At 63.4% G+C, this 22,366-nt stretch carries 18 protein-coding genes; 6 read left to right on the forward strand and 12 right to left on the reverse strand.

Annotated elements, in window-relative coordinates:
• Positions 1-21 precede the first annotated feature (21 nt).
• A complete protein-coding gene (locus P5703_RS12650; RefSeq protein WP_285587234.1) occupies positions 22-861 on the forward strand; it encodes a DMT family transporter in 840 nt (279 codons plus the stop codon).
• 14 nt (positions 862-875) lie between these two features.
• Here P5703_RS12650 and P5703_RS12655 read toward each other — a convergent pair whose 3' ends face one another.
• From P5703_RS12655 to fadB, 5 genes are all read right to left on the reverse strand, one after another.
• Positions 876-1,394, reverse strand: a complete 519-nt coding sequence (locus tag P5703_RS12655) for a DUF6586 family protein (protein WP_011912885.1) — start codon at positions 1,392-1,394, stop codon at positions 876-878.
• Between the two features lie 135 nt (positions 1,395-1,529).
• Positions 1,530-4,133 (reverse strand): type I DNA topoisomerase, encoded by a 2,604-nt coding sequence (topA, locus tag P5703_RS12660; protein WP_011912884.1) that lies wholly within the window; start codon positions 4,131-4,133, stop codon positions 1,530-1,532.
• 285 nt (positions 4,134-4,418) lie between these two features.
• Positions 4,419-4,652, reverse strand: a complete 234-nt coding sequence (locus P5703_RS12665; protein ID WP_013982479.1) for a DUF1653 domain-containing protein — start codon at positions 4,650-4,652, stop codon at positions 4,419-4,421.
• 134 nt (positions 4,653-4,786) lie between these two features.
• Positions 4,787-5,962: an acetyl-CoA C-acyltransferase FadA gene (gene fadA / locus P5703_RS12670; RefSeq protein ID WP_186415806.1), complete on the reverse strand. Its 1,176-nt coding sequence runs from the start codon at positions 5,960-5,962 to the stop codon at positions 4,787-4,789.
• An 18-nt stretch (positions 5,963-5,980) separates the two neighbouring features.
• Positions 5,981-8,128, reverse strand: a complete 2,148-nt coding sequence (gene fadB, locus P5703_RS12675) for a fatty acid oxidation complex subunit alpha FadB (RefSeq protein ID WP_279641763.1) — start codon at positions 8,126-8,128, stop codon at positions 5,981-5,983.
• A 435-nt stretch (positions 8,129-8,563) separates the two neighbouring features.
• On the opposite strand from fadB, the gene P5703_RS12680 reads away from it, so the two are divergent.
• A complete protein-coding gene (locus tag P5703_RS12680; RefSeq protein WP_049341149.1) occupies positions 8,564-10,594 on the forward strand; it encodes a S9 family peptidase in 2,031 nt (676 codons plus the stop codon).
• A gap of 86 nt (positions 10,595-10,680) precedes the next feature.
• Entirely contained in the window at positions 10,681-11,040 is a 360-nt protein-coding gene (locus P5703_RS12685; protein ID WP_013982476.1) for a YgaP-like transmembrane domain, read from the forward strand.
• 169 nt (positions 11,041-11,209) lie between these two features.
• Here the strand turns inward: P5703_RS12685 and acs are convergent, their stop codons facing one another.
• Positions 11,210-13,165 carry an acetate--CoA ligase gene (acs, locus tag P5703_RS12690; protein ID WP_279641762.1) on the reverse strand — a complete coding sequence of 652 codons (1,956 nt, stop codon included), beginning with the start codon at positions 13,163-13,165 and terminating at the stop codon, positions 11,210-11,212.
• A gap of 250 nt (positions 13,166-13,415) precedes the next feature.
• Between acs and P5703_RS12695 the strand changes: the two genes are divergently transcribed.
• On the forward strand, positions 13,416-14,741 hold the full coding sequence (locus P5703_RS12695) for a DUF2254 domain-containing protein (protein WP_279641761.1): 1,326 nt from the start codon (positions 13,416-13,418) through the stop codon (positions 14,739-14,741).
• A 152-nt stretch (positions 14,742-14,893) separates the two neighbouring features.
• Here P5703_RS12695 and P5703_RS12700 read toward each other — a convergent pair whose 3' ends face one another.
• Complete coding sequence (locus P5703_RS12700) at positions 14,894-15,892, reverse strand: TRAP transporter substrate-binding protein (protein WP_285587244.1); 999 nt, start codon at positions 15,890-15,892, stop codon at positions 14,894-14,896.
• Positions 15,893-16,037: 145 nt separating this feature from the next.
• Positions 16,038-16,937 (reverse strand): LysR family transcriptional regulator, encoded by a 900-nt coding sequence (locus P5703_RS12705; protein WP_279641759.1) that lies wholly within the window; start codon positions 16,935-16,937, stop codon positions 16,038-16,040.
• 176 nt (positions 16,938-17,113) lie between these two features.
• Here P5703_RS12705 and P5703_RS12710 point away from each other — a divergent pair, with 176 nt between their 5' ends.
• Both P5703_RS12710 and P5703_RS12715 read left to right on the forward strand, forming a co-directional pair.
• Positions 17,114-18,316 carry a CaiB/BaiF CoA transferase family protein gene (locus P5703_RS12710; RefSeq protein ID WP_104098189.1) on the forward strand — a complete coding sequence of 401 codons (1,203 nt, stop codon included), beginning with the start codon at positions 17,114-17,116 and terminating at the stop codon, positions 18,314-18,316.
• Between the two features lie 102 nt (positions 18,317-18,418).
• A complete protein-coding gene (locus P5703_RS12715; protein ID WP_279641758.1) occupies positions 18,419-19,354 on the forward strand; it encodes a hydroxymethylglutaryl-CoA lyase in 936 nt (311 codons plus the stop codon).
• A gap of 118 nt (positions 19,355-19,472) precedes the next feature.
• On the opposite strand, the gene P5703_RS12720 is transcribed toward P5703_RS12715, so the two are convergent.
• Genes P5703_RS12720 through tnpA form a run of 4 tightly spaced genes read right to left on the reverse strand, consistent with a single transcriptional unit; the run spans position 19,473 to position 22,023 of the window.
• Entirely contained in the window at positions 19,473-19,742 is a 270-nt protein-coding gene (locus P5703_RS12720) for a hypothetical protein (RefSeq protein ID WP_003458515.1), read from the reverse strand.
• Positions 19,732-21,363, reverse strand: coding sequence for an IS66 family transposase (gene tnpC, locus P5703_RS12725; protein ID WP_502989182.1), 1,632 nt, complete (start codon positions 21,361-21,363; stop codon positions 19,732-19,734). The genes P5703_RS12720 and tnpC overlap by 11 nt, the downstream gene beginning before the upstream one ends.
• Positions 21,364-21,391: 28 nt before the next feature.
• Positions 21,392-21,736: an IS66 family insertion sequence element accessory protein TnpB gene (gene tnpB / locus P5703_RS12730; RefSeq protein ID WP_004423345.1), complete on the reverse strand. Its 345-nt coding sequence runs from the start codon at positions 21,734-21,736 to the stop codon at positions 21,392-21,394.
• Positions 21,733-22,023: an IS66 family insertion sequence element accessory protein TnpA gene (gene tnpA / locus P5703_RS12735; protein WP_004423344.1), complete on the reverse strand. Its 291-nt coding sequence runs from the start codon at positions 22,021-22,023 to the stop codon at positions 21,733-21,735. Before tnpA ends, tnpB begins: the two co-directional genes overlap by 4 nt.
• Between the last annotated feature and the right edge of the window lie 343 nt (positions 22,024-22,366).

A 22,366-nucleotide genomic window follows, 5' to 3' on the forward strand; every position in this document is an offset into this window, starting at 1 on the left:
CGCCGGGACAAGGAATCGTGCATGACCACCCGCACCTTGCTGCTCACCGCTCTGGCCATGCTGGCGTTCGCCGGCAACTCGATCCTCTGCCGGATCGCGCTGCGGGACACCGCCATCGATCCAGCCAGCTTCACCGGCCTGCGGATAGTCGCCGGAGCGCTCACCCTCTGGCTGCTGTTGCGCGCCGACAGGACCGACCAGCCTCTGGGGGGCGACTGGGTCGGTGCCATGGCGCTGTTCGTCTACGCGGCCTGCTTTTCCTTTGCCTATATCGACCTGGACGCCGGCGCCGGCGCACTGCTGCTGTTCGGTGCCGTACAGCTGAGCATGCTTGCCTGGGGCTTGCTGAGAGGCGAGCGTTTCAGCGCCGGGCAGCTCGCCGGCCTGCTGCTGGCGGTCAGTGGATTGGTGATCCTGCTGCTCCCGGGGAGCAGCACCCCGCCCTTGGATGGCGCTTTGCTGATGATCCTGTCCGGCATCGCCTGGGGCGTCTATTCGCTCCGTGGACGTGGTGCAGCCACACCGCTTGCAGCCACTGCGGGTAATTTTCTCCGGGCGGTTCCATTGGCCGCGGTGCTCTGCCTGCTTTCGCTGGGCCAGCAGACGTGGGATTGGCCGGGCGTGGCCTACGCGCTGCTTTCCGGGGCGCTGACGTCAGGGGTCGGCTATGCCATCTGGTACGCCGCCCTGCCCGGTCTGGCGGCGATACAGGCCGCCAGCGTGCAACTCAGCGTTCCGCTACTGGCGGCCATTGCCGGTGCCGTGCTGCTGGGCGAAGCGATGACCACAACGCTACTGTTGGCCGGCACCGCGATTCTGGGCGGCATCGCCCTGGTCCTGCGCATCAGGCATCGCCATTAGCCCGGCGTCGCCGGTTACCACTCGGTGAGCGATTCGCGAAAGCGCAGCGCCAGCCCCTTGAGGTTCTGCCGCCACGCTTCCAGCTCGGCGCGGGTCAGCGGCGGAGTCTCGTCCTCGACGGTGACCGCCTCGATCAATGGCTGCCGCGGATCGGTCTTGGCCTTGGCCGGGGCGCGCGGCGGCTGGAACAGCTGACGATAGGCGGCCAGCAACTGCCCGAGCCAGGTACTCGGCTGTTCCGACAGTTCCAGCAGCTCGGCGAGCTCCGGACTCGGCGCGGCCTCTAGAACGCTGCGCGTCAGGAACGCCTCCACCACCGGCGCATCGGCGCCCGGCGAGCGATAGTAGCCGGCGATCTCGTGGCAAAGGCCGAGCAACGCGCCGTACAGGTGAAACAGACACGCCTCGCGCTCGGCCTGGATAAGCCCCTGAGAGTTCATCGAGGCAGTCTCTTCGGCCTTGCGCCAGCTTTCCAGCGAGAGGCCTGCAAAGAAGATCTTCTGGTTGGTACGGGTGTAGAGCTCGTGAGCCATGGCATGCTCTCCGGAAGAGAATGTGCAGAGAATGGACCTTCGACGAACGCCGCACCAGAGCGAACGACGAACAGACGGCGTGGGCGTGAGGCAATCAACCCGACCGACTCGCCTGGCGAGTCGGTCGAGCCAGGATCAGCGCTTGTCTTCGACCTGCCACTTGCCGCCGTCGTAGAACGCCTTCCAGCCGGTGGGCTTGCCATCAACTTCGCTCTGCACGTACTGCTCCTTGGTCTTGCGGCTGAAGCGGATCACCGCCGGGCGGCCGTCCGGATCCTGCTGCGGTGCCTGGAGCAGGAAGTGATACTTGGGATCGATCTCGTCCTTGTGGGGAATCAGCTCTCGCACCAGCGGCGCGCGGGTCTCGCGATTCTTCGGGAACTGGCTGGCAGCCAGGAACAACCCGGAAGCGCCATCGCGCAGTACGTAGGTATCGTCGACCTTCTCGCACTTGAGCTCCGGCATCTTCACCGCATCCATCTTCGGCGGCGCCGGCTCGCCATTCTTCAGCAGCTTGCGGGTGTTCTTGCATTCGGCGTTGGTGCAGCCGAAGAACTTGCCGAAACGACCGGTCTTGAGCTGCATCTCGCTGCCGCACTTGTCACATTCCAGGCTTGGCCCCTCGTACCCCTTGATACGGTACTGACCTTCCTCGATCTCGTAGCCGGAGCAGTCCGGGTTGTTGCCGCAGATGTGCAGCTTGTGCGTCTCGTCGAGCAGGTAGGCATCCATCGCGGTGCTGCAGATCGGGCAGCGATGCTTGCCCAGCAGCACGCGGGATTCGGACTCGCCCTCGTCATCCGCGGCGATCTCGTCACCCGGAATGAGGTTCACCGTGGACTTGCAGCGCTCCTTCGGCGGCAGGCTGTAGCCGGAACAACCGAGGAACACCCCGGTGGACGCGGTGCGGATCATCATCGGCCGGCCGCAGACCTTGCACGGGATGTCCGTCAGGGTCGGCTGGTTGGCACGCATGCCATTCTCGCTGGACTCGGCGACCTCGAGCTTCTTGCGGAAATCACCGTAGAACTCGTCCAGCACATGCTTCCAGTCGCGCTCGCCCTGGGCGACGTCGTCCAGATGCTCTTCCATGCCAGCGGTGAAGCCATAGTCCATCAGGTTGTTGAAGCTCTCGGAGAGGCGTTCGGTGACGATGTCGCCCATCTTTTCCGAGTAGAAACGGCGATTGTGCAGCGAGACGTAGCCCCGATCCTGGATGGTGGAAATGATCGCCGCATAGGTGGATGGCCGGCCGATGCCGCGCTTCTCCATCTCCTTGACCAGGCTGGCTTCGGAATAGCGGGCCGGCGGCTTGGTGAAGTGCTGGCTCGGGTCGAGCTTGAGCAGCTTCATGGCGTCGCCCTTGCTCATTTCCGGCAGCACGTCGTCCTCGCCAGCCTTGCTCTGCTGCGGCATGACCTTGGTGTAGCCGTCGAACTTGAGGATGCGCCCCTTGGCACGCAGCTCGAAGTCACCGGCCTCGACCGTCACGCTGGTGGACAGGTACTGCGCCGGCGGCATCTGGCAGGCGACGAACTGGCGCCAGATCAGCTCGTACAGGCGCTCGGCATCGCGCTCCATGCCGGACAGCTGGTTCGGCCGCAGGTTGACATCGGACGGGCGAATCGCCTCGTGCGCTTCCTGGGCGCCCTCCTTGCTCGAATACAGGTTCGGCTTCTCGGGCAGGTACTTGTCACCGAACTCGCCTTCGATGAAACCGCGCACCATGCTGATGGCGTCGGCCGACAGGTTGGTCGAGTCGGTACGCATGTAGGTGATGTAACCGGCTTCGTACAAGCGCTGGGCCATCATCATGGTCTTCTTCACGCCGAAGCCGAGGCGATTGCTCGCCGCCTGCTGCAGGGTCGAGGTGATGAAGGGCGCCGAAGGCTTGCTGCTGGTCGGCTTGTCCTCGCGCTTGGTCACGCTGTAGCTGGCGCCCTTGAGCTTCTCCAGCGCAGCATTGGCCTGCGCCTCGTTCAGCGGCTTGAACGCCTCGCCCTTCTCGCGGGCGACTTCGAAGCGCACCTTGGCCTGCTGGGCAGTCGCCAGGTCGGCATGAACTTCCCAGTATTCTTCCGGGACGAAGGCGCGGATCTCGCGCTCGCGCTCGACCACCAGTTTCACCGCCACCGACTGCACGCGACCGGCAGACAGGCCGCGGGCGATCTTCGCCCAGAGCAGCGGCGAAACCATGTAGCCAACCACCCGATCGAGGAAGCGCCGCGCCTGCTGGGCGTTGACACGATTCAGATCGAGCTCGCCCGGCTGGGAAAAGGCCTCCTGGATCGCCTTCTTGGTGATCTCGTTGAACACCACGCGCTTGTAACGGCTGTCATCGCCACCGATGGATTCGCGTAGGTGCCAGGCGATGGCCTCCCCTTCTCTATCCAAGTCGGTCGCGAGATAGATGGTGTCGGCTTCCTTGGCCAGGCGGCGCAGCTCCTCGATGACCTTTTCTTTGCCGGGCAGGATCTCGTACTTGGCCTTCCAGCCATGTTCCGGATCGACGCCCATGCGCGCGATCAGTTGACGCTTGGCCTTCTCCTTGGGCGACAGCGCGGGCGCTTCGGCCGCCGCAGCCTTGCCGCGCTTGACCGGCTCCTTGTTGGCCGAGCCGCTGGTGGGAAGGTCGCGGATGTGGCCGATACTCGACTTCACCACGTACTGGTTGCCCAAATACTTGTTGATTGTCTTGGCCTTGGCCGGTGATTCCACGATGACCAGCGATTTACCCATGGAGAGGAGAGTTCCTGAATCTAGAGGTGAACAGAGGCGGCGCCTCCGGCAGTTTGAATACCCGTGCCGTCGGTAATCGGCAAGGCATCAGCGAACGTTCGTGCGCGTTTTGCGAACGGGGCGGCTCTGCAGGATATTCCTGCTCGGCTCGGCCTGGCGCGGACCAGAGCGACGATTCGAGGCCATGAACCGGACGCCTGGGTTAGCGCTCTGTCTAAAAAGCACCGCTATATATAGTGGCGATGGAGCTGAGGTCAAGCGCGGCACTGGTAGCCCTGTGCCAGCTCAATCCCGAAAGACGCTGGGCTCGGCTTCGATCAGCGCGAACCTCGGCACCGTTTCACCGTTGACCTCGACCGTCTCGGTAAACATCGACAGTGGCCGCACCCAGAGTCCGCGCTCGCCATACAGCGCCTGGTAGAACACCACCAGCTCCTCCGTCTCGGAGTGCCGGGCCACGGCGAATACGCGATATTCCGGCCCCTTGTAATGGCGATAACGCCCCGGCTCCAACTGCATGCCTACCTCCACGCAACGACAAAAAAGAAAAACCGGGGCACCAGGCCCCGGCTTCCATGCACCGGCTGACAACATTCTTTCCGCAAAACTGCAGAAATGGTTGTCAGCCTAGCGCAGTCATCTGCATCTGTCTGTCAGAGGCGCTCGAAGACCGTGCTGATCCCCTGGCCCAGACCGATACACATGGTAGCGACACCCAGCGTACCGTTGTTCTGCTTCATCACGTTCAGCAGGGTGCCGGAGATGCGCGCACCGGAGCAGCCGAACGGGTGACCCAGGGCGATGGCACCGCCGTGCAGGTTGACCTTCTCTTCCATCTTGTCGAGCAGCTTGAGGTCCTTGAGCACCGGCAGGGCCTGTGCGGCGAAGGCTTCGTTCAGCTCGACGTGGCTGATGTCGTCCATGGTCAGACCGGCACGCTTGAGGGCCTTCTGGGTCGACGGAACCGGGCCGTAACCCATGATCGCCGGGTCCACGCCCGCCAGCGCCATGGCACGAACCACGGCCATCGGCTGCAGTCCGAGGTCCTTGGCGCGCTGGGCCGACATGACGATCATGCAGGACGCACCGTCGGTGATCTGCGAGGAGGTACCAGCAGTCACGGTGCCGCCCTTCGGGTTGAACGCCGGCTTGAGCTCGGCCAGACCCTCGAGGGTGGTTTCCGGGCGAATGGTCTCATCGTAGTCGAAGACCTTGAGGAAGCCGTTCTCGTCGTAGCCTTCCATCGGGATGATCTCGTCCTTGAACTTGCCTTCCTGAGTCGCTTTCCATGCCAGCTGGTGCGAGCGGTAGCCGAACTGGTCCTGGGCTTCACGGGTGATGCCGTGCATCTTGCCGAGCATCTCGGCGGTCAGACCCATCATGCCCGACGCCTTGGCCGCGTGCAGCGACAGCTGCGGGTTCGGGTCGACGCCATGCATCATGCTGACGTGGCCCATGTGCTCCACGCCACCGATGACGAACACGTCGCCATTGTTGGTCTGGATAGCCTGCACGGCGGTGTGCAGCGCGCTCATGGACGAACCACACAGACGGCTCACGGTCTGGCCGGCGCTGGTGTGCGGAATGCGGGTCAGCAGCGACGCCATGCGGGCGATGTTCCAGCCCTGCTCGAGGGTCTGGTTCACGCAGCCCCAGATTACGTCCTCGACCTCGGCCGGGTCGATCTTCGGATTGCGCGCCAGCAGGCCGTCGATCAGCTGTGCGGACATAGTCTCGGCGCGGGTGTTACGGTGCATGCCGCCCTTGGAGCGCCCCATCGGGGTGCGACCGAAGTCGACGATGACTGCATCTCTTGGATTCAGGCTCATGAATTCTCTCTCCCTCGATTAACCGTAGAAGCGCTGGCCGTTGGCAGCCATCTCGCGCAGCTTCGCGGTCGGGTGGTACAGCGGGCCCAGGTCGGCGTACTTGTCGGCCATCGCGACGAACTCGGCGACGCCGATCGAATCGATGTAGCGCAGCGCGCCACCACGGAAGGGTGGGAAGCCAATGCCATAGATCAGGCCCATGTCGGCTTCGGCAGCGGTCTCGACGATGCCGTCTTCCAGGCAGCGCACGGTTTCCAGGCACAGCGGGATCATCATGTAGTTGATGATGTCCTCGTCGGACAGCTCGCGCGTCTCGGCGACGATCGGCTTGAGCAGCTCGTAGGCCTCGGCATCGACGACCTTCTTCGGCTTGCCCTTCTTGTCCATCTCGTAGGCATAGAAGCCCTTGCCGTTCTTCTGACCGAGGCGGTTGGCGTCGTACATGACGTCGACGGCGGTGCGGGTATCGTCCTTCATGCGATCCGGGAAGCCTTCGGCCATCACGTCACGGCCGTGGTGGCCGGTGTCCATGCCGACGACGTCCATCAGGTAGGCCGGGCCCATGGGCCAGCCGAACTTCTCCATCACCTTGTCGGCACGAACGAAGTCGACACCGTGGGCGATGGCGCGGGCGAAGCCGCCGAAGTACGGGAACAGCACGCGGTTGACCAGGAAGCCCGGGCAGTCGTTGACCACGACCGGGCTCTTGCCCATTTTCTTGGCGTAGGCGACGGTGGTGGCGATGGCGGTTTCGCTGGTCTTCTCGCCGCGGATCACTTCCACCAGCGGCATCATGTGCACCGGGTTGAAGAAGTGCATGCCGCAGAAGTTTTCCGGACGCTTGAGCGCCTGGGCCAGGTAGCTGATGGAGATGGTGGAGGTGTTGGAGGCGATGATCGCGTCCTCGCGTACATGCCCTTCCACCTCGGCCAGCACGGCGTGCTTGACCTTCGGGTTCTCGACCACGGCTTCCACGACGATGTCGACGTTGCCGAAGTCGCCGTAGGACATGGTCGGACGAATCGCGTTGAGCGCCTGCGCCATCTTCTCCGGCGTCAGACGGCCCTTCTCGACACGCTTGCCGAGCAGCTTGGAGGCTTCGTCCAGGCCCATCTGGATACCCTCTTCGCGGATATCCTTCATCAGGATCGGCGTGCCCTTGACGGCCGACTGGTAGGCGATGCCGCCACCCATGATGCCGGCGCCGAGTACGGCAGCCAGTTTCACGTCGCGGGCCTGCTTGTCGTAGGCCTTGGCCTTCTTCTTCAATTCCTGATCGCTGAGGAACAGGCCGACCAGGCTCTGTGCAACCGAGGTCTTGGCCAGTTTGACGAAGCCGGCGGCCTCGACTTCGATGGCCTTGTCACGTCCGAAGTTGGCGGCTTTCTGGATGGTCTTGATAGCTTCGACCGGAGCCGGATAGTTCGGGCCGGCCTGGCCAGCCACGAAGGCCTTGCTGGTTTCGAAGGCCATCATCTGCTCGATGGCGTTGAGCTTGAGCTTGTCCAGCTTCGGCTGGCGCTTGGCCTTGTAGTCCAGCTCGCCGGAGATGGCGCGCTTGACCAGGTCCAGGGCAGCTTCCTGCAGTTTCTCCGGAGCGACGACGGCATCGACCGCGTGCACCTTGAGCGCGTCTTCGGCACGATTTTCCTTGCCGGAGGCGATCCACTCGACGGCGTTGTCCACACCGATCAGGCGCGGCAGACGCACAGTACCGCCGAAGCCCGGGTAGATGCCCAGCTTGACTTCCGGCAGGCCGACCTTGGCGGTGGTGGACATGACGCGATAGTCGGCAGCCATGCACATCTCGAAACCGCCACCCAGGGCGATGCCGTTGATGGCGACCACGGAGGGTACGCCCAGGTCTTCGAAATCGCTGAAGATCTTGTTCGCTTCGAGGTTGCCGGCAACCAGCTCTTCATCGGGCAACTTGAAGTTGTCGACGAACTCGGTGATGTCGGCACCGACGATGAACACATCCTTGCCGCTGGTGACGATCACGCCCTTGACCGAAGCGTCGGCCTTGATGGCATCGACAGCCTGGCGCAGATCGTTGAGAGTGAGGCGATTGAATTTATTGACGGACTCACCCTTGAGGTCGAAATTCAATTCGACGATGCCGCTCTCAAGAGCCTTAACCGTGATGGCTTTACCTTCGTAAATCATCAACTGATCTCCAGGTATGGAAGCTGAACGTTACGTGTCTCACGTCTTCGGCCCTGACTCGACCGCGCCTCACGGCGAACGACACCCACCGACACGATAATCCGGGTGACCGGCATCTGCTCTGGCAAACGCTCGATTCATACGCCCGTTTGATTTGGGTCGGCACACCTTCGGGGAAAAGCGCAGCATTGTCAATCGGCTGCTTTGCCTAACCGAAAGTAACCTGCAAGCGGACATTTCGCGACTACCCGGTCATCATCGACAGCGCCGATCCGCCTGCATTCACCCTATCCATGGCCGCGTTGCTCGGCGGTCGGCCCGGCTGAAACCGGGCCGTACCAACCGGGTCAATCCTAGACGCAGTCGAGCAGGTACACTGCCGCATTTCGTTGCACGCCATGTGCGGCCAACGCACCACCGAATCCGGAGTACTGCATGTCCCAAGCCCCCATCGCCCGCGCCGACACCGGCACCGACCCTTACCGCTGGCTGGAGAATCGCGACGCCGAGGACGTGCTGGCCTATCTCAAGGCGGAGAATGCCTATCTCGAGGAGCAGCTCGCCGATCAGGCCGAACTGCGTGAAGCCCTGTTTCAGGAGATCAAGAGCCGCATCCGCGAAACCGATCTGTCACTGCCCTCCCCGTGGGGGCCGTGGCTGTACTACCAGCGCACCACCGCAGGCGACGAGTATCCGCGGCACTACCGCTGCCCGCGCCCGCTGGATGGTTCGCTGACCGTCGATGAAAGCGCCGAACAGCTGCTGCTCGACCCCAACGAGCTGGCCGGCGGCGGCTTTCTTTCGCTGGGTGCCTTCAGCGTCAGCCAGGACCACAGCAAGCTCGCCTACAGCCTCGACCGCGAGGGCGACGAGATCTACCGGCTGTACGTCAAGGACCTGGCCAGCGGCGAGGTCACCGAGCTGCCCTTCGACAACTGCGACGGCAGCATGACCTGGGCCAACGACAGCCAGACCCTGTTCTACGGCGAGCTGGACGACACCCACCGCCCGCACAAGGTTTACCGCCACCGCCTTGGCGATACGGACAGCAGCGAGGTTTATCACGACCCGGACGGGCGCTTCTTCGTGCATTGCTACCGCGCCAGCTCCGACCGCCAGCTGGTCATCCTTTCCCACAGCAAGACCACCAGCGAAGCCTGGGTGTTGTCGGCGGACCAGCCGGAGGGCAGCTGGACCTGCCTGGCGCCGCGCCAGGAGGATCACGAGTACTTCCCCGATCATGGCCTGTACGAAGGCCAGTGGCGCTGGCTGATCCGCAGCAACCAGGCGGGCATCAACTTCGCCCTTTATCACGCCAGCGAGGCCGAACCAGGCCGCGAGCACTGGCAGGAGCTGGTCCCGCATGATGACGCGGTGATGCTCGAGGATGTCAGCCTGAACGCCGAGGCGATCACCCTGACCCTGCGCGAAAGCGGCCTGCCGGTGATCGAGGTACGACCGCAGGGCGTCCAACCCTATCGCCTGCAATTGCCCGATGCGGCCTACAGCCTGCACGTGCAGAACTCGCTGGAATTCACCAGCACGGTGATCCGCCTGCGCTACGAGGCGCTGAATCGCCCGGCGCAGATCCGCCAGCTGACCCTGGCCGACGGCACACAGGAGGTGCTCAAGGAAACCCCGGTGGAAGGCCCCTTCGATGCGGACGCCTATGAAAGTCGGCGCATCTGGGCCACCGCCCAGGACGGCACGCAGATTCCCATCAGCCTGGTCGGCCGGCGTGACAGCTTCGGCAAGCCCGCACCGCTCTACCTCTATGGTTACGGCGCCTACGGCCACAGCCTCGACCCCTGGTTCTCCCACGCGCGGCTGTCGCTGCTCGACCGCGGCTTCATCTTCGCCATCGCCCATGTGCGTGGCGGCGGCGATCTCGGCGAGGCCTGGTACCGCGCCGGCAAGCTGGAGCACAAGCCGAACACCTTCAGCGACTTCATCGCCTGTGCCGAGCAGCTGTTGGCCGACGGTTACACCACATCGCCACGCCTGGCCATCAGCGGCGGCAGTGCCGGCGGCCTGCTGATCGGTGCCGTACTCAACCTGCGTCCGGAACTGTTCGGCGCGGCGATCGCCGAGGTGCCCTTCGTCGACGTGCTCAATACCATGCTCAATGCCGACCTGCCGCTGACCGTGACCGAGTACGACGAATGGGGCGACCCGAACCAGCCCGAGGTGCACGAACGCATCCGCGCCTATGCGCCCTATGAGAACGTCCGGGCCCAGGCCTATCCGCCACTGCTTGCCGTGGCCGGCTACAACGACAGCCGCGTGCAGTACTGGGAGGCCGCCAAGTGGGTCGCCAAGCTGCGTGCCACCCGCACCGACGACAACCTGCTGCTGCTCAAGACCGAGTTCGGCGCAGGTCACGGTGGCATGAGCGGACGCTACCAGGCGCTCAAGGACGTGGCGCTGGAGTACGCCTTCGTGCTCAAGGTGTTCGGCATGGCCTGATCGGACCATGCCTGCCGACCTGCGGTGGCGAACAGGCGGCTCCGGCAAGAGTCATTCATTGAGAATGTCTTCGTCGGAGCCCCCCCATGAACAACTCTTCCAAGCACCTCGAACAGAACGTCCACGGCTGGGAGCGCGCCATGTCCCTGGCCGGCGGCCTGTACTTCCTCGCAAAGGGTCTGCGCCGCGGGGGCCTCGGCGGCCTGCTGCAACTGGGCATCGGCGGGATGGCCGTTGCCCGGGGCGTGACCGGCCACTGCGAGGCCAAGCGCGTGTTCAATGAAGTCAGCGAACAGGCGGGCATGGCCGAAGGGCGCTCGCACCATATGCCGTTCGAGCGTTATGACTCGAACAAGGAGCAACTGCAGGCCAACGCCGCAGCTGCCACCAACGGCACCACGGTCACCGGCAACGACGATCTGAAAAGCCCGCCCGCCGGCGTCTGAACATCGCCCTGCGGGCCTGTGGCAAACGGACTTGTCCGCGAACGAAGCTGCCAGGCGACATGAGCCCCGCGAGTCGACCGGCGCGCGAGCAAGCTCGCACGCAGCGGTCACGGGGAGCCGTAACGGCATTCCGGCCGCCTCGTAGACCGCTCGCAGGACGCCCGCGAGTTCAGCGCTGCTTCACCGCCTCGTGGGCAGCGATCAACTGGTCGACGACGCCAGGGTCGGCCAGCGTCGAGGTATCGCCCAGAGTGTCGTAGTCGTCCGTGGCGATCTTGCGCAGCAGGCGGCGCATGATCTTGCCGGACCGCGTCTTCGGCAGCCCCGGCGCCCATTGGATGGTATCCGGCACCGCGATCGGACCGATCTCGTGCCGGACCCACTGCTGCAGCTCCTGGCGCAGCGTGTCGCTGGGCTCGGTACCAGCAACCAGAGTCACGTAAACATAGATGGCCTGGCCCTTGAGCGGATGCGGCACGCCAACGGCCGCGGCTTCGGCCACCTTGGCATGCGCCACCAGGGCGCTCTCGATTTCGGCGGTGCCCATGCGGTGTCCGGAGACGTTGAGCACATCGTCGACGCGCCCGGTGATCCAGTAGTAACCGTCCTCGTCGCGGCGCGCGCCGTCGCCGGTGAAGTACATGCCGCGGAAGGTCTTGAAGTAGGTATCGACGAAACGGTCGTGGTCACCGTAAATGGTGCGCATCTGCCCTGGCCAGGAGTCGAGAATCACCAGATTGCCCTCCGCCGGGCCTTCCAGCAGGTTGCCGAGATTGTCCACCAGCCCGGGCACTACGCCGAACAGCGGCCGCGTCGCCGAGCCGGGCTTGAGCGCCGTGGCACCGGGTAACGGGCTGATGAGGATGCCGCCGGTCTCTGTCTGCCACCAGGTATCGACGATCGGGCAGCGCGACCGACCGACCGTCTCGTAGTACCAGTGCCAGGCTTCCGGATTGATCGGTTCGCCGACCGTGCCGAGCAGGCGCAGGCTCGAACCGTCGGCACCCTCCATCGCCGCCGGCCCCTCGGCCATCATCGCGCGGATTGCCGTTGGCGCGGTGTAGAGGATGTTGACCCGGTGCTTGTCGATGATCCTGGCGATGCGGGTGACGTCCGGATAGTTCGGCACGCCTTCGTACATCAGGGTCGTCGCACCGTTGGCCAGTGGGCCGTAGATCAGATAGCTATGACCGGTAATCCAGCCGATGTCGGCGGTGCACCAGTAGATATCGCCGGGGCGGTAGTCGAAGACCCGCTCGTGGGTCAGCGCGGCGTACAGCAGGTAGCCGCCGCAGGTGTGCAGCACGCCCTTGGGTTTCCCGGTGGAGCCCGAGGTGTAGAGAATGAACAGCGGCTCCTCGGCGCCCATTTCCTTCGGCGCGCAGACCTCGCCAGCCACGCGCATCAGGTCGTCGTAGGAGACGTCCCGGTGCGGGTGCCAGCGGATGTTCGCTCCGGTGCGGCGCACCACGATGATCTTCTGCACGCAACGGGTCTGCGGGTTCGTCAGCGCCTCGTCGACGTTCTCCTTCAGGGCGATGGTCTTGCCGCCACGTATGCCCTGATCGGCAGTGATCACCACCTTCGAGCTGCCATCGATGATGCGCCCGGCCAATGCCTCCGGCGAGAAGCCGCCGAACACCACCGAGTGGATCGCACCGATGCGCGCGCAGGCCAGCATTGCCACTGCGGCCTCGGGAATCATCGGCATGTAGATGGTCACCACGTCACCGCGGTGCACATCCTGGCCACGCAGGGCGTTGGCGAACTTGCAGACCTCCTGGTAGAGCTCGCGGTAGGTGATCTCGCGGTGCTCCGAGGGGTCGTCCCCCTCCCAGATGATCGCCACCTGATCGCCGCGCTCGGCCAGGTGCCGGTCCAGGCAATTGGCCGACACGTTCAGCGTGCCGTCGGCAAACCACTTGATATCGACGTGGTGGTCGTCGAAGGAGGTGCGCTTGACCTCGCTGAAGGGCCGCATCCAGTCCAGCCGTGCCGCCTGTTCACGCCAGAATCCTTCAGGGTTGATCACCGACTGCTGATACATGGCCCGATAAGCGGCCTCGTCGGTCAGGGAGTGCTTTGCAGCCTCAGGGGACACGGGATACACGGACGCAGCACACATGGCAGTCACCTCGGGTTATCTGGTTATTTTCCGGTCGCAGCCTTGTCTCGCAGGCGAACCCTCACCACCCGATCGATCCACCCTTCCCGTGCGGATCGCCAACCACGCGCCTGTCAGACGTCTGCTTCAGCCGATGCCGAATACCGCAGCGGCCGCGACTAGCGGCCACTCTCCAAGCATAGACACTGTTTCGCGGCCATTTGCCGAGGGCTGCTGTCTCAATTCGTAACAGCCATCGCCGGGAGCCCCCATGTCAGCACCAAGCAATGCCCTGTTTCGTCAGCTGCAGCGGATCCCCCAGAGCATCGTCTTCTACCCCACCGTGATTCCGGCCGGCTACTTCATGCTGGGCGGTCTCGTCCTGCTCTTCGAAACGACCGACCTGGCTCACGCCTGGCGAAACATGCTGCCGCCCGGCCTGGCAGAGGCGGACAACGCCCGGGAAATCCTCGGCACGCTCATCACCAGCATCATTTCGCTGACCGTGTTCAGCTTTTCCATGGTCATGGTCGTGCTCAACGGGGCCGCCTCGCGACTCTCCCCGCGCGTGCTGCCCGGGCTGATCAGCGATCGGCGCAACCAGCTGATCCTCGGCAACTACCTGGGCTGCATCCTGTTCTTCCTGCTGATGATCGCCTTCATCAACAAGAACGAACCCGATAGCCTGCCTGCATTCGGCGTGCTGCTCGCCGTACTGATGGGCCTGGGCTGTATGGCCCTGTTCGTCGTATTCATCCGTTCCATCTCGCAGTCCATCCAGGTGGACTGGATCGTCGGCCAGCTCTACCGCAGCGCCTGCCATAACCTGGCGCAGCGTTGCGAGCGCCTGGGGTCGATCACCACGGCGCCGGATGACCGCGACTGGTACTGCATCGAAGCGGTCACGCCCGGCTATCTGCGCGAGGTCAATGAGCAACGCCTGCGGGAGCTCTTGGGGCCGGACGATCTGCAGGCGGTGCTACAGGTGGAACCCGGCTTCTTTCTGGTCGAAGGGCATCCGTTGCTCAAGGTCAGCGCCGAACTGGATGCCCGGCGAACCCGACAGCTACTCGACTGCTTCGATTTCCACGATGAAGAGTTCGCCGGCGCCAACGTTTTCTATGGCATGCGGCAGATGACCGAAATCGCGGTAAAGGCCATCAGCCCGTCGATCAACGACCCGGGCACGGCAATACGCGTGCTCAATCTGCACGGTGTGTTGCTCGGTCGCCTGGGTGGCGTTCCGCCGCTGGACGTGGGCTGCATCGACAATGGCAAGCCCAGGCTCTTCTATCCACGGCTGAGCCCGCAACGACGGCTGACGCTTATCCTCGACCCGATTCGTACCTATGGCAGCAATGACCCGGCGATCGTCATGGCGCTGATGCAGTGCCTGAAGACTGCCTTGCACGGGCAGGCCTCCAGCGACCAGCTGGAGGCCTACGTGGATGAATTGGCGGCACTGCGCGACGCCGCGGATACGGACCTGCAGAACGACCGTGACCGCCGTGCGGTCAACGATCTGCTGGAGCGCATCAACCGCCTGCATGACGAACTGGCGCCGCTGGCATTACTGCCAATTCCGGCGAAAAGCTGAAGGCAAAAAAAAGCGGCCTCAGGGGCCGCTCGGTCAACCATCCGGTTGGAATACACACTTGTCCGATCACGCAGATAGACGCCGCCATTCTGTGCAGCCAGCGCCGTGGCCGAAACTGCACATTGGTCTAACAGACCATTGGCGGGCTTGCCTCAGGGCGCAGAGTTGGCTGCCTGGGCCGCCTCGATGAGCTCCTTGCCGATCTCGCCCTCGAACTTTTTCCAGGCCGGTTGTACCGCCTCGCGCCAGCGGGCACGCTGCTCGTCGGTCAGCACCAGGATCTCGCTCTTGCCCGAGTCGATCACGCCCTGCTTGGCCTTCTCGTTCAGCGCCTCGGCCTGGCGGTTCACCTCCACGGTGACCTCGTCGATGATCGCTTCCAGCTCGCCGCGCACCTCTGCCGGCAGGCCGTTCCAGAACCTGGTGTTGGTGATCAGCAGGTAGTTGCCGATGCCGTGGCCGGACTCGGTGATGTACTTCTGCACCTCGTGGTACTTCTGGCTGTAGATGTTCGACCAGGGATTGTCCTGGGCATTGACCACGCCGGTCTGCAGGCCCTGGTAGATCTCGGCGAAGGCCATCTTGCGCGGCACCGCCCGCAGGGCGGTGTACTGGGCGGCCTGCAGGTCCGAAGGCTGTACGCGGAATTTCAGCCCGCGGGCGTCGGCCGGCTCGCGCAGCGGCTTGTTGGCGGTGAAGTGGCGCATGCCGTTGAGCCAGTAGGCCAGGCCGGTGATGCCCTTGTCCTCCATGGATTTGAGCATGGCGCGCCCCTTGTCCGACTGCTGGAAGCGCTGCGCCGCGGCCATGTCGTCGAACAGGAACATTAGGTCGAACAGCTGCAGCTGCTTGGTGTACTGCTCGAGCTTCGACGGTGCCGGCGCCAGCAGCTGCACCTCGTTCATCAGCAGTGCCTCTATCTCCTTGCCGTCGCCGTACAGCGAGGAGTTGGCGAACACCTGCACTTCCACCTGGCCGGGCAGGCGCTCTTCCACGAGCTTCTTGAACATCAGCGCGCCCTGGCCCTTCGGCGTGCTGTCGGCGGTGATATGGGAGAACTTGATCAGGATCGGATCGGCCTGGGCGCCGAGGACGGTGAACAGTGCCGAAGCGGCGAGCAGACGGGTGATGCCACGGGTGAGTCGTGCCATGGGGAGCTCCGTTTTGTAGTTGTGTGAGCCATATCGCTGGCCCGACTCTACCCCGCTGCCCCCTCGGGCTGAATTGCTAATTGGCCAAGCGCGACTTCGCGTTTGGCGAAGGCCGTGACGCGATCGCGCCGCCGAACGGCTTCGTTCAGGCCTGGCCTTCGCGAAGCGTGAGGTGCTCGAGCATCTGCCGGGCAGTCACCGACAGGCTTTCCAGGTTGCGCACGCCGAGCTTCAGTTCACGCCGCGCCCAGACATCGGTCAGCGGCACCATCGCCACGTCCAGCGCCGGCAGGTAGTTGCGCACCACCTGCTCGGGCAGCACGCCGATGCCCATGCCGGTGTGGATCATCCGGCAGATCGCCTCGAAGCTGCGTACCTGGATGCGCAGGCGCAGCGGCATGCCCATCTGCTGTGCCGACTGCTGCAGCAGGGCATGCAGTGAGGCGTCCTGCTGCAGGCCAATGAAGTCGAAGCCTGCCGCCTCGCGCAGTGCAATGCATTCGCGGCCGGCCAGCGGATGCTCGCGTGGCGTGACCAGCACCAGCCGATCCTCGCGGTAGGGAAACACCTGCAGGTCCTCGGCCGGCAGGTGCCCGGCGAAGATGCCGATATCGGTCAGCCCCTCGCGCAGGGCGCGCAGGGTGTCACTGCTGACGCGCTCCTCCAGGTCGATCTTCACTTCCGGGTGCTGGCGAGCGAAGGCGCTCAGGTCTTCGGGCAGGAACTCGATCACTGCCGAGGTGTTGGCGTGGATGCGCACATGGCCCTTCACGCCCTGGCTGAACTCGCTGAGGTCAGCGTCCAGCTGCTGCAGGTTGTCCAGCAGGTTGCGCGCGTGGTGCAGCAGCGCGTGGCCGGCCGGCGTCAGCTCGACGCCCTTGGGCTGGCGATAGAGCAGGCTGACGCCGAGCTGCCCTTCCAGATCGCTGACGCGCTTGCTCACCGCTGCCAGCGCCAGATGCTCGCGCTCGGCGGCGCGGGTCAGGCTACGGGTCTCGGCGATGGCGACGAACAGCCGAAGGGTAACGAAATCGATGCGGCGCATGGGCAAGCTTCCGTATTCGCGGGTGACGAAGCATGCACCTATTCCCGCCGCTATTCCACGGCCCCACGTCTCCCGGCTTCGTGGAGCGCGAAGCCATGCTTGGCCAACGACCAATTGTCCGCTGCCGATGGGTCGGTCATGCTCGGCACCATGAATCAACCGGCACAGGTGTCGTGATGAGCGAACAGACAGACAAGAACCTGCCGCTGCAGGGCCTCAAGGTGATCGAGATGGGCCAACTGATCGCCGGCCCTTTCGCCAGCAAGCTGCTCGGCGAATTCGGCGCCGATGTGATCAAGATCGAGCCGCCCAAGGTCGGCGACCCGTTGCGCAAGTGGCGCAAGCTCAAGGACGGCACCTCGCTCTGGTGGCATGTGCAGTCGCGCAACAAGCGCTCGGTGACGCTCGATCTCAAAGCCGCGGAAGGCCAGGAAATCGTCCGCCAGCTGGTGGCCGAAGCCGACATCCTAGTGGAGAACTTCCGCCCCGGCACGCTGGAAGAATGGGGCCTGGGCTGGGATGAGCTGTCGAAGCTGAACCCTCGGCTGATCATGCTGCGCATCTCCGGATACGGCCAGACCGGCCCCTATCGCGACCTGCCGGGCTTCGGCGTGATCGGCGAAGCCATGGGCGGCCTGCGTCACCTGTCCGGCTATCCCGGCCAGCCGCCGGTGCGGGTCGGCGTCAGCATTGGCGATTCGCTGTCCTCGCTGTATGGGGTGATCGGTGTATTGCTCGCCCTGCAGGAGCGCAACCGCAGCGGCCAGGGCCAGGAGATCGACGTGGCGCTATACGAGTCGGTGTTCGCCATGATGGAAAGCCTCGTGCCCGAATACGACGCCTTCGGCTATGTACGCGAGCCGGCTGGCAGTGCCCTGCCCGGCATCACGCCGTCCAATTCCTATTTGTGCAACGACGGCGCTTACGTGCTGATCGCCGGCAATGGCGACAGCATCTACAAGCGCCTGATGACCCTGATGGGCCGCCAGGACCTTGCCGATGATCCGCGCTTCGCCCACAACGACGGCCGCGCCCAGCACGCCGAGCTGATCGATGCCGCCATTGGCGAATGGACCATCCAGCACAGCCGCGACGAGGTGATCGAAGCACTCAAGGGCGCCCGCGTGCCGGCCGGCTATCCCTACACCGCCGCCGATATCGTCAAGGACCCGCACTACTTGGCGCGGCAGATGATCGAGCAGGTGCAGACCTTCGCCGGCCCGCTCAAGGTACCGGGCGTGCTGCCCAAGCTGTCGCGCACGCCAGGGCGCATCGGCGAAGGCGGCCCGCAACTGGGCGAGCACACCGACGATGTGCTGGCCGGCCTCGGCCTCACCGATGAACAACGCCAGGGCCTGCGCGAACGCGGGATCATCTGAACGCCACGCAGGGTGGACAAGGCGAAGCTTGTCCACCAGCCAGCAAGCCACAACGGTGGATGGGTAGAGCGTCATCCACCCTACGAAACCCCAGGACTCCCCATGAGCAAACGCCTGTATATCCAGGAAGTCGCCACCCGCGACGGCTTCCAGATCGAAGCGGACTTCGTGCCGACCGAAGCCAAGATCGCCCTGATCGACCGCCTCTCGCAAACCGGGCTGGCGAAGATCGAGGTCACCTCCTTCACCTCGCCCAAGGCCATCCCCAACCTGCGCGACGCTGAGGACGTGATGCGCGGCATCCGCCGTGCGGAGGGCGTCGAGTACACCGTGCTGGTGCCCAACGTGAAGGGCTGCGAGCGCGCGCTGGCCTGCGAGGTGGACGAGATCAACCTGGTGATGTCGGCCAGCGACACCCACGGCCTGGCCAACCTGCGCATGACGCCCGAACAGTCGCTGGTGCAGTTCCGCGAAATCATCGAAGTCACTCGCGGCAGTGGCGTATTCATCAACGCCTCGCTATCGACCACCTTCGGCTGCCCCTTCGAGGGCGACGTGCCCGAGCGGCGCATCTATGAGCTGGTGCAACGCCTGCTGGAAATCGGCGTGCAGGGCATCACCCTCTGCGACACCACCGGCATGGCCGACCCGGCGCAGGTCGAGCGCATCTGCCGCGAAGTGCTGAACAGCTGGCCGCAGGCAGTATTCACCGCACACTTCCACAACACGCGCGGCATGGGCCTGGCCAACGCGCTGGCAGCGCTGAACGCCGGCATCGACCGCTTCGATGCCTCTCTCGGCGGACTCGGCGGCTGCCCTTACGCCCCTGGCGCCAGCGGCAATATCTGCACCGAAGATCTCGTGCATATGTTCCAGCGCATGGGCCTAGACACCGGCGTCGATCTCGACCGCCTGCTGCAATACGCCGCCGACCTGCCCCAACTAGTCGGCCACGACGTGCCGGGCGCGGTACTCAAGGCCGGCAAGGCCGATCGCCGTTACCCGAAACCGAAGTGGATGCAGGAAGCCGGCGTTTGATCGCGTGCGGAGCGCCTATTGGACGGTGTGGCGCCATGAGAGCAGCGAGGCAGTCGGAACAGACAGATTCTGCTGCGGAACGTTGGAAAGTAAGCGTTCATTCCACGACGTACTGGACTTACTTTACGTCCCGAAGGGGCCTTAGCAATTCCGGTGAGACCTTGTACTGTTTCGTGCCGTTCTCGGCCAGGACGATCACGCTCTTGCGGTTGATCTTGGTGACGATCCCCATAGTCAAGCCAGTTCGGCTTTCGAAGGTCACCTTCAGCCCCACGTGCAGCCGACTCAGCGCCTGCAGGTTTTCTTGATCTTGCAGTTCATCAATGCGCCGGCAGATCATTCGGTTCAGCTCCAATAGCTGATCGATGCTCATGTCTTCAATGCGCATGGAGGGTGCCCTTTGGCTGTGCGGTCTGTCGATCAGAATGGCGCGGATCGATCAGCGAGCGTAACGGATTATCGGCGAACCGGGTCTTCCAGAGCCGAGGCGTCAGGTCAGCGACCTTGCTGGCCGGGTGCTGACTGATGCGCTGCAGCACGTCCACCAGATAGGTGTACGGGTTGATGTCGTGCAGTTTGCACGTAGTGATCAGGCTCTGGATGATGCCCACGTGTTCCGCGCCGAGTTCACTCCAGCAGAACAGCCAGTTCTTGCGTCCCATGGGAATGGGGCGCAGGGCCCGTTCCAGGTGGTTGGTGTCTGGCTGGACGTCTGGGTCTTCCAGGAAGACGGTCAGGCTGGCTTCACGGCTGAGCACGTAGTTCAGTGCTTTGGTCAATAAATCACTGGGCAGCAGACCGCCCTGTGCCAGTTGATCCCGGCACCATTGGAAGAAGTCGCTGACCACCGGCTTTGAGTGGAGCAGCCGGTACTGGCGTTTCTTTTCGCCGGTCAGTTGCTGGACGCGGATCTCTTCTTCGTTGGTGTATAGCTTGGCAATCTGCTGAAGGGCTTCGGTGGCAGTTATCGGGTGGTCCTTCTGCGCCTCAATGAAGTAACGACGACTGTGCACCCAGCACTGCGCGTGGATGATGTTCTGCTGTGCGGCGGCATAGCGGGCATAAGCAGCATAGCCGTCACTGATCAGAGTTCCGCTGAACTGTTCGTTCAGTACCTGCTCGATATGGGCTCGGCCTCGACTGTTCGAGTAAGTGAACACCACTTCATCGGCATCGCCGTATAACGGCCAGAACCAGCCGGATTTCATCTTGCCTTTTTGTGGGCCTGCCCGACCCTGGTGGCCAGCTTTAATCGGCGTCTCATCCATCGCCAACACCCGGCTGCGCAGAACATTGTCGGTCTGGGCATCCACGATCGGCCGCAGCAGATCAATAGATCGCTTGATCAGATTGGTGAGGGTGCTGCGGCTGAGGGTAATACCCGCTTGCTGGATGCGTTGGTGTTGGCGATACAGCGGTAGGTGAAACTGGAACTTGTCGACCATCAGACCCGCCAACAAGCTGACGTCGGCCAGGCTGTTGTCCAGTACGTTGGACGGGGCCGGCGTGGTCACGGGCTTGTCGCTGCCCTTGCGCCGAAATACGGGGCGTTCCACTTGCAACACCACGTAACTGGACGTCCGCTGGGCCAGCCGATAGGTCGTTTTGGTGCCAAGGATGTCGTACTGGTCGGCGTCGGGGCCGCTTAGCTCCGGCGGCAGGTGTTCAACAACTTCCACTGGCACGTCCGCTGTAAAACGCAGACCCGTATCGTTCAGGCAGTCGTCGTCCCGCTGTTTCTTTCCGGTGCCTCGCTGATAAGCCCGAACCGGGCGTTTCTCCGCATCGAGAGGCTTCTCCGGGCTAGCCGCATCATTCGATTGGAACAGGCCGCCCTGCTCCGGGAGGTCATACACCTGCTTCTCGGACTTGGGGCCGAACAGCTGCTTCTTGAACCAGTCCAACTGCCGCTGCATGACCTGTAGCTGCTCACGCAACAGGGCATTCTCCTCGGCCAGTACCGAGTAGGAAGGGGCGTTGGAATAGGACGCGGAAGCCATTGAATTCATGGCCGATATTATACCGGAACACAACCCGCTACGTGCCCCGAAAACGCTTGAACTGACGGTACTTTTGCACCTCGATACCGTCAATCAGCAACTGGAGATCAGTCAGGTTTAAGGGGCGCTGTCCCGAAGAAGACGGCCGTACCCGGAACTGCCCCTGCTCCAGTCGCTTGGCCCACAGGCAGTAGCCCGTGGGCGTGAAATACAACATCTTCATTTGGGTCTTGCGACGGTTAACGAAGACAAAATACTGCCCGCTGAGCGGATCTTGCTTGAGTTGATTGCGGACCAGAGCGCTCAGCCCCCGGAAGGATTTGCGCATATCCGTGGGCTCGGTGCACAGCCAGATCCGGGCCTGGCTATCCAGACCGATCATCTGATCTGGCTCAGCCTTAGCTCAACACCATTACCCAGGCTCAGCACGATATTCCAGCCGCTTCCGGGAGAGGCCGAGTCATCCATCAGCGATGACAGATCCAGGAAGCTGGCATAACCAGAATCCGCAGCCTCACCGACCGGCTGACTCAACAGGCGCTTGCGCCAACTACAGAAGCTGGCATAACCGAGTTTGTGCTCCTTGCAGAACTGCGTGGCCGACAGGCCGCTGTCACGCTGCTGACCGATTAGGACTTGCCACTGTTCTGCGGTGCGGTGTTTTCTCATGGAAATAACCTCGCGTTGTTGAATGCGAGGTCACTCTAGGGCGGAAGTCAGCGGGATGGCAGGATGTCTTGGAATGAACGCTTACGTTGGAAATAACCTGCCGCCGGAATGCGGAGGCATGGAGGGTACCCAAAGCGCAGCTTTGGGTAGTCAGGTTGATCGAATGGTTAGGCCGCTCCACCGCTATGTTGGCTGCGGGCCTCTTCAAGACGTTTACGATTCAGCTCGATCTCGACCTGCCTATCGATTTCGTTGAATACATCCACCTCAAGGAGACGCTGAACAATTAGCCAATTCTCACCGTCCCCCTTTTTCAACCCGGTTTTTTCAACCTACCGGCCTT

The sequence above is a fragment of the Stutzerimonas sp. FeSN7 genome, from assembly GCF_030263795.1.
Classification (GTDB): domain Bacteria; phylum Pseudomonadota; class Gammaproteobacteria; order Pseudomonadales; family Pseudomonadaceae; genus Stutzerimonas; species Stutzerimonas stutzeri.

Coding starts and splice junctions, on each gene's coding strand:
- fadB (WP_279641763.1), bottom strand. CDS start 8,128: ATGATTTACGAAGGTAAAGCCATCACGGTTAAGGCTCTTGAGAGCGGC.
- tnpB (WP_004423345.1), bottom strand. CDS start 21,736: ATGATCGGTCTGGATAGCCAGGCCCGGATCTGGCTGTGCACCGAGCCC.
- P5703_RS12705 (WP_279641759.1), bottom strand. CDS start 16,937: ATGCGCCGCATCGATTTCGTTACCCTTCGGCTGTTCGTCGCCATCGCC.
- P5703_RS12665 (WP_013982479.1), bottom strand. CDS start 4,652: ATGCAGTTGGAGCCGGGGCGTTATCGCCATTACAAGGGGCCGGAATAT.
- P5703_RS12685 (WP_013982476.1), top strand. CDS start 10,681: ATGAACAACTCTTCCAAGCACCTCGAACAGAACGTCCACGGCTGGGAG.
- P5703_RS12710 (WP_104098189.1), top strand. CDS start 17,114: ATGAGCGAACAGACAGACAAGAACCTGCCGCTGCAGGGCCTCAAGGTG.
- topA (WP_011912884.1), bottom strand. CDS start 4,133: ATGGGTAAATCGCTGGTCATCGTGGAATCACCGGCCAAGGCCAAGACA.
- P5703_RS12700 (WP_285587244.1), bottom strand. CDS start 15,892: ATGGCACGACTCACCCGTGGCATCACCCGTCTGCTCGCCGCTTCGGCA.
- P5703_RS12680 (WP_049341149.1), top strand. CDS start 8,564: ATGTCCCAAGCCCCCATCGCCCGCGCCGACACCGGCACCGACCCTTAC.
- P5703_RS12655 (WP_011912885.1), bottom strand. CDS start 1,394: ATGGCTCACGAGCTCTACACCCGTACCAACCAGAAGATCTTCTTTGCA.
- fadA (WP_186415806.1), bottom strand. CDS start 5,962: ATGAGCCTGAATCCAAGAGATGCAGTCATCGTCGACTTCGGTCGCACC.
- P5703_RS12695 (WP_279641761.1), top strand. CDS start 13,416: ATGTCAGCACCAAGCAATGCCCTGTTTCGTCAGCTGCAGCGGATCCCC.
- tnpC (WP_502989182.1), bottom strand. CDS start 21,363: ATGAATTCAATGGCTTCCGCGTCCTATTCCAACGCCCCTTCCTACTCG.
- P5703_RS12720 (WP_003458515.1), bottom strand. CDS start 19,742: ATGCGCATTGAAGACATGAGCATCGATCAGCTATTGGAGCTGAACCGA.
- P5703_RS12715 (WP_279641758.1), top strand. CDS start 18,419: ATGAGCAAACGCCTGTATATCCAGGAAGTCGCCACCCGCGACGGCTTC.
- P5703_RS12650 (WP_285587234.1), top strand. CDS start 22: ATGACCACCCGCACCTTGCTGCTCACCGCTCTGGCCATGCTGGCGTTC.
- tnpA (WP_004423344.1), bottom strand. CDS start 22,023: ATGAGAAAACACCGCACCGCAGAACAGTGGCAAGTCCTAATCGGTCAG.
- acs (WP_279641762.1), bottom strand. CDS start 13,165: ATGTGTGCTGCGTCCGTGTATCCCGTGTCCCCTGAGGCTGCAAAGCAC.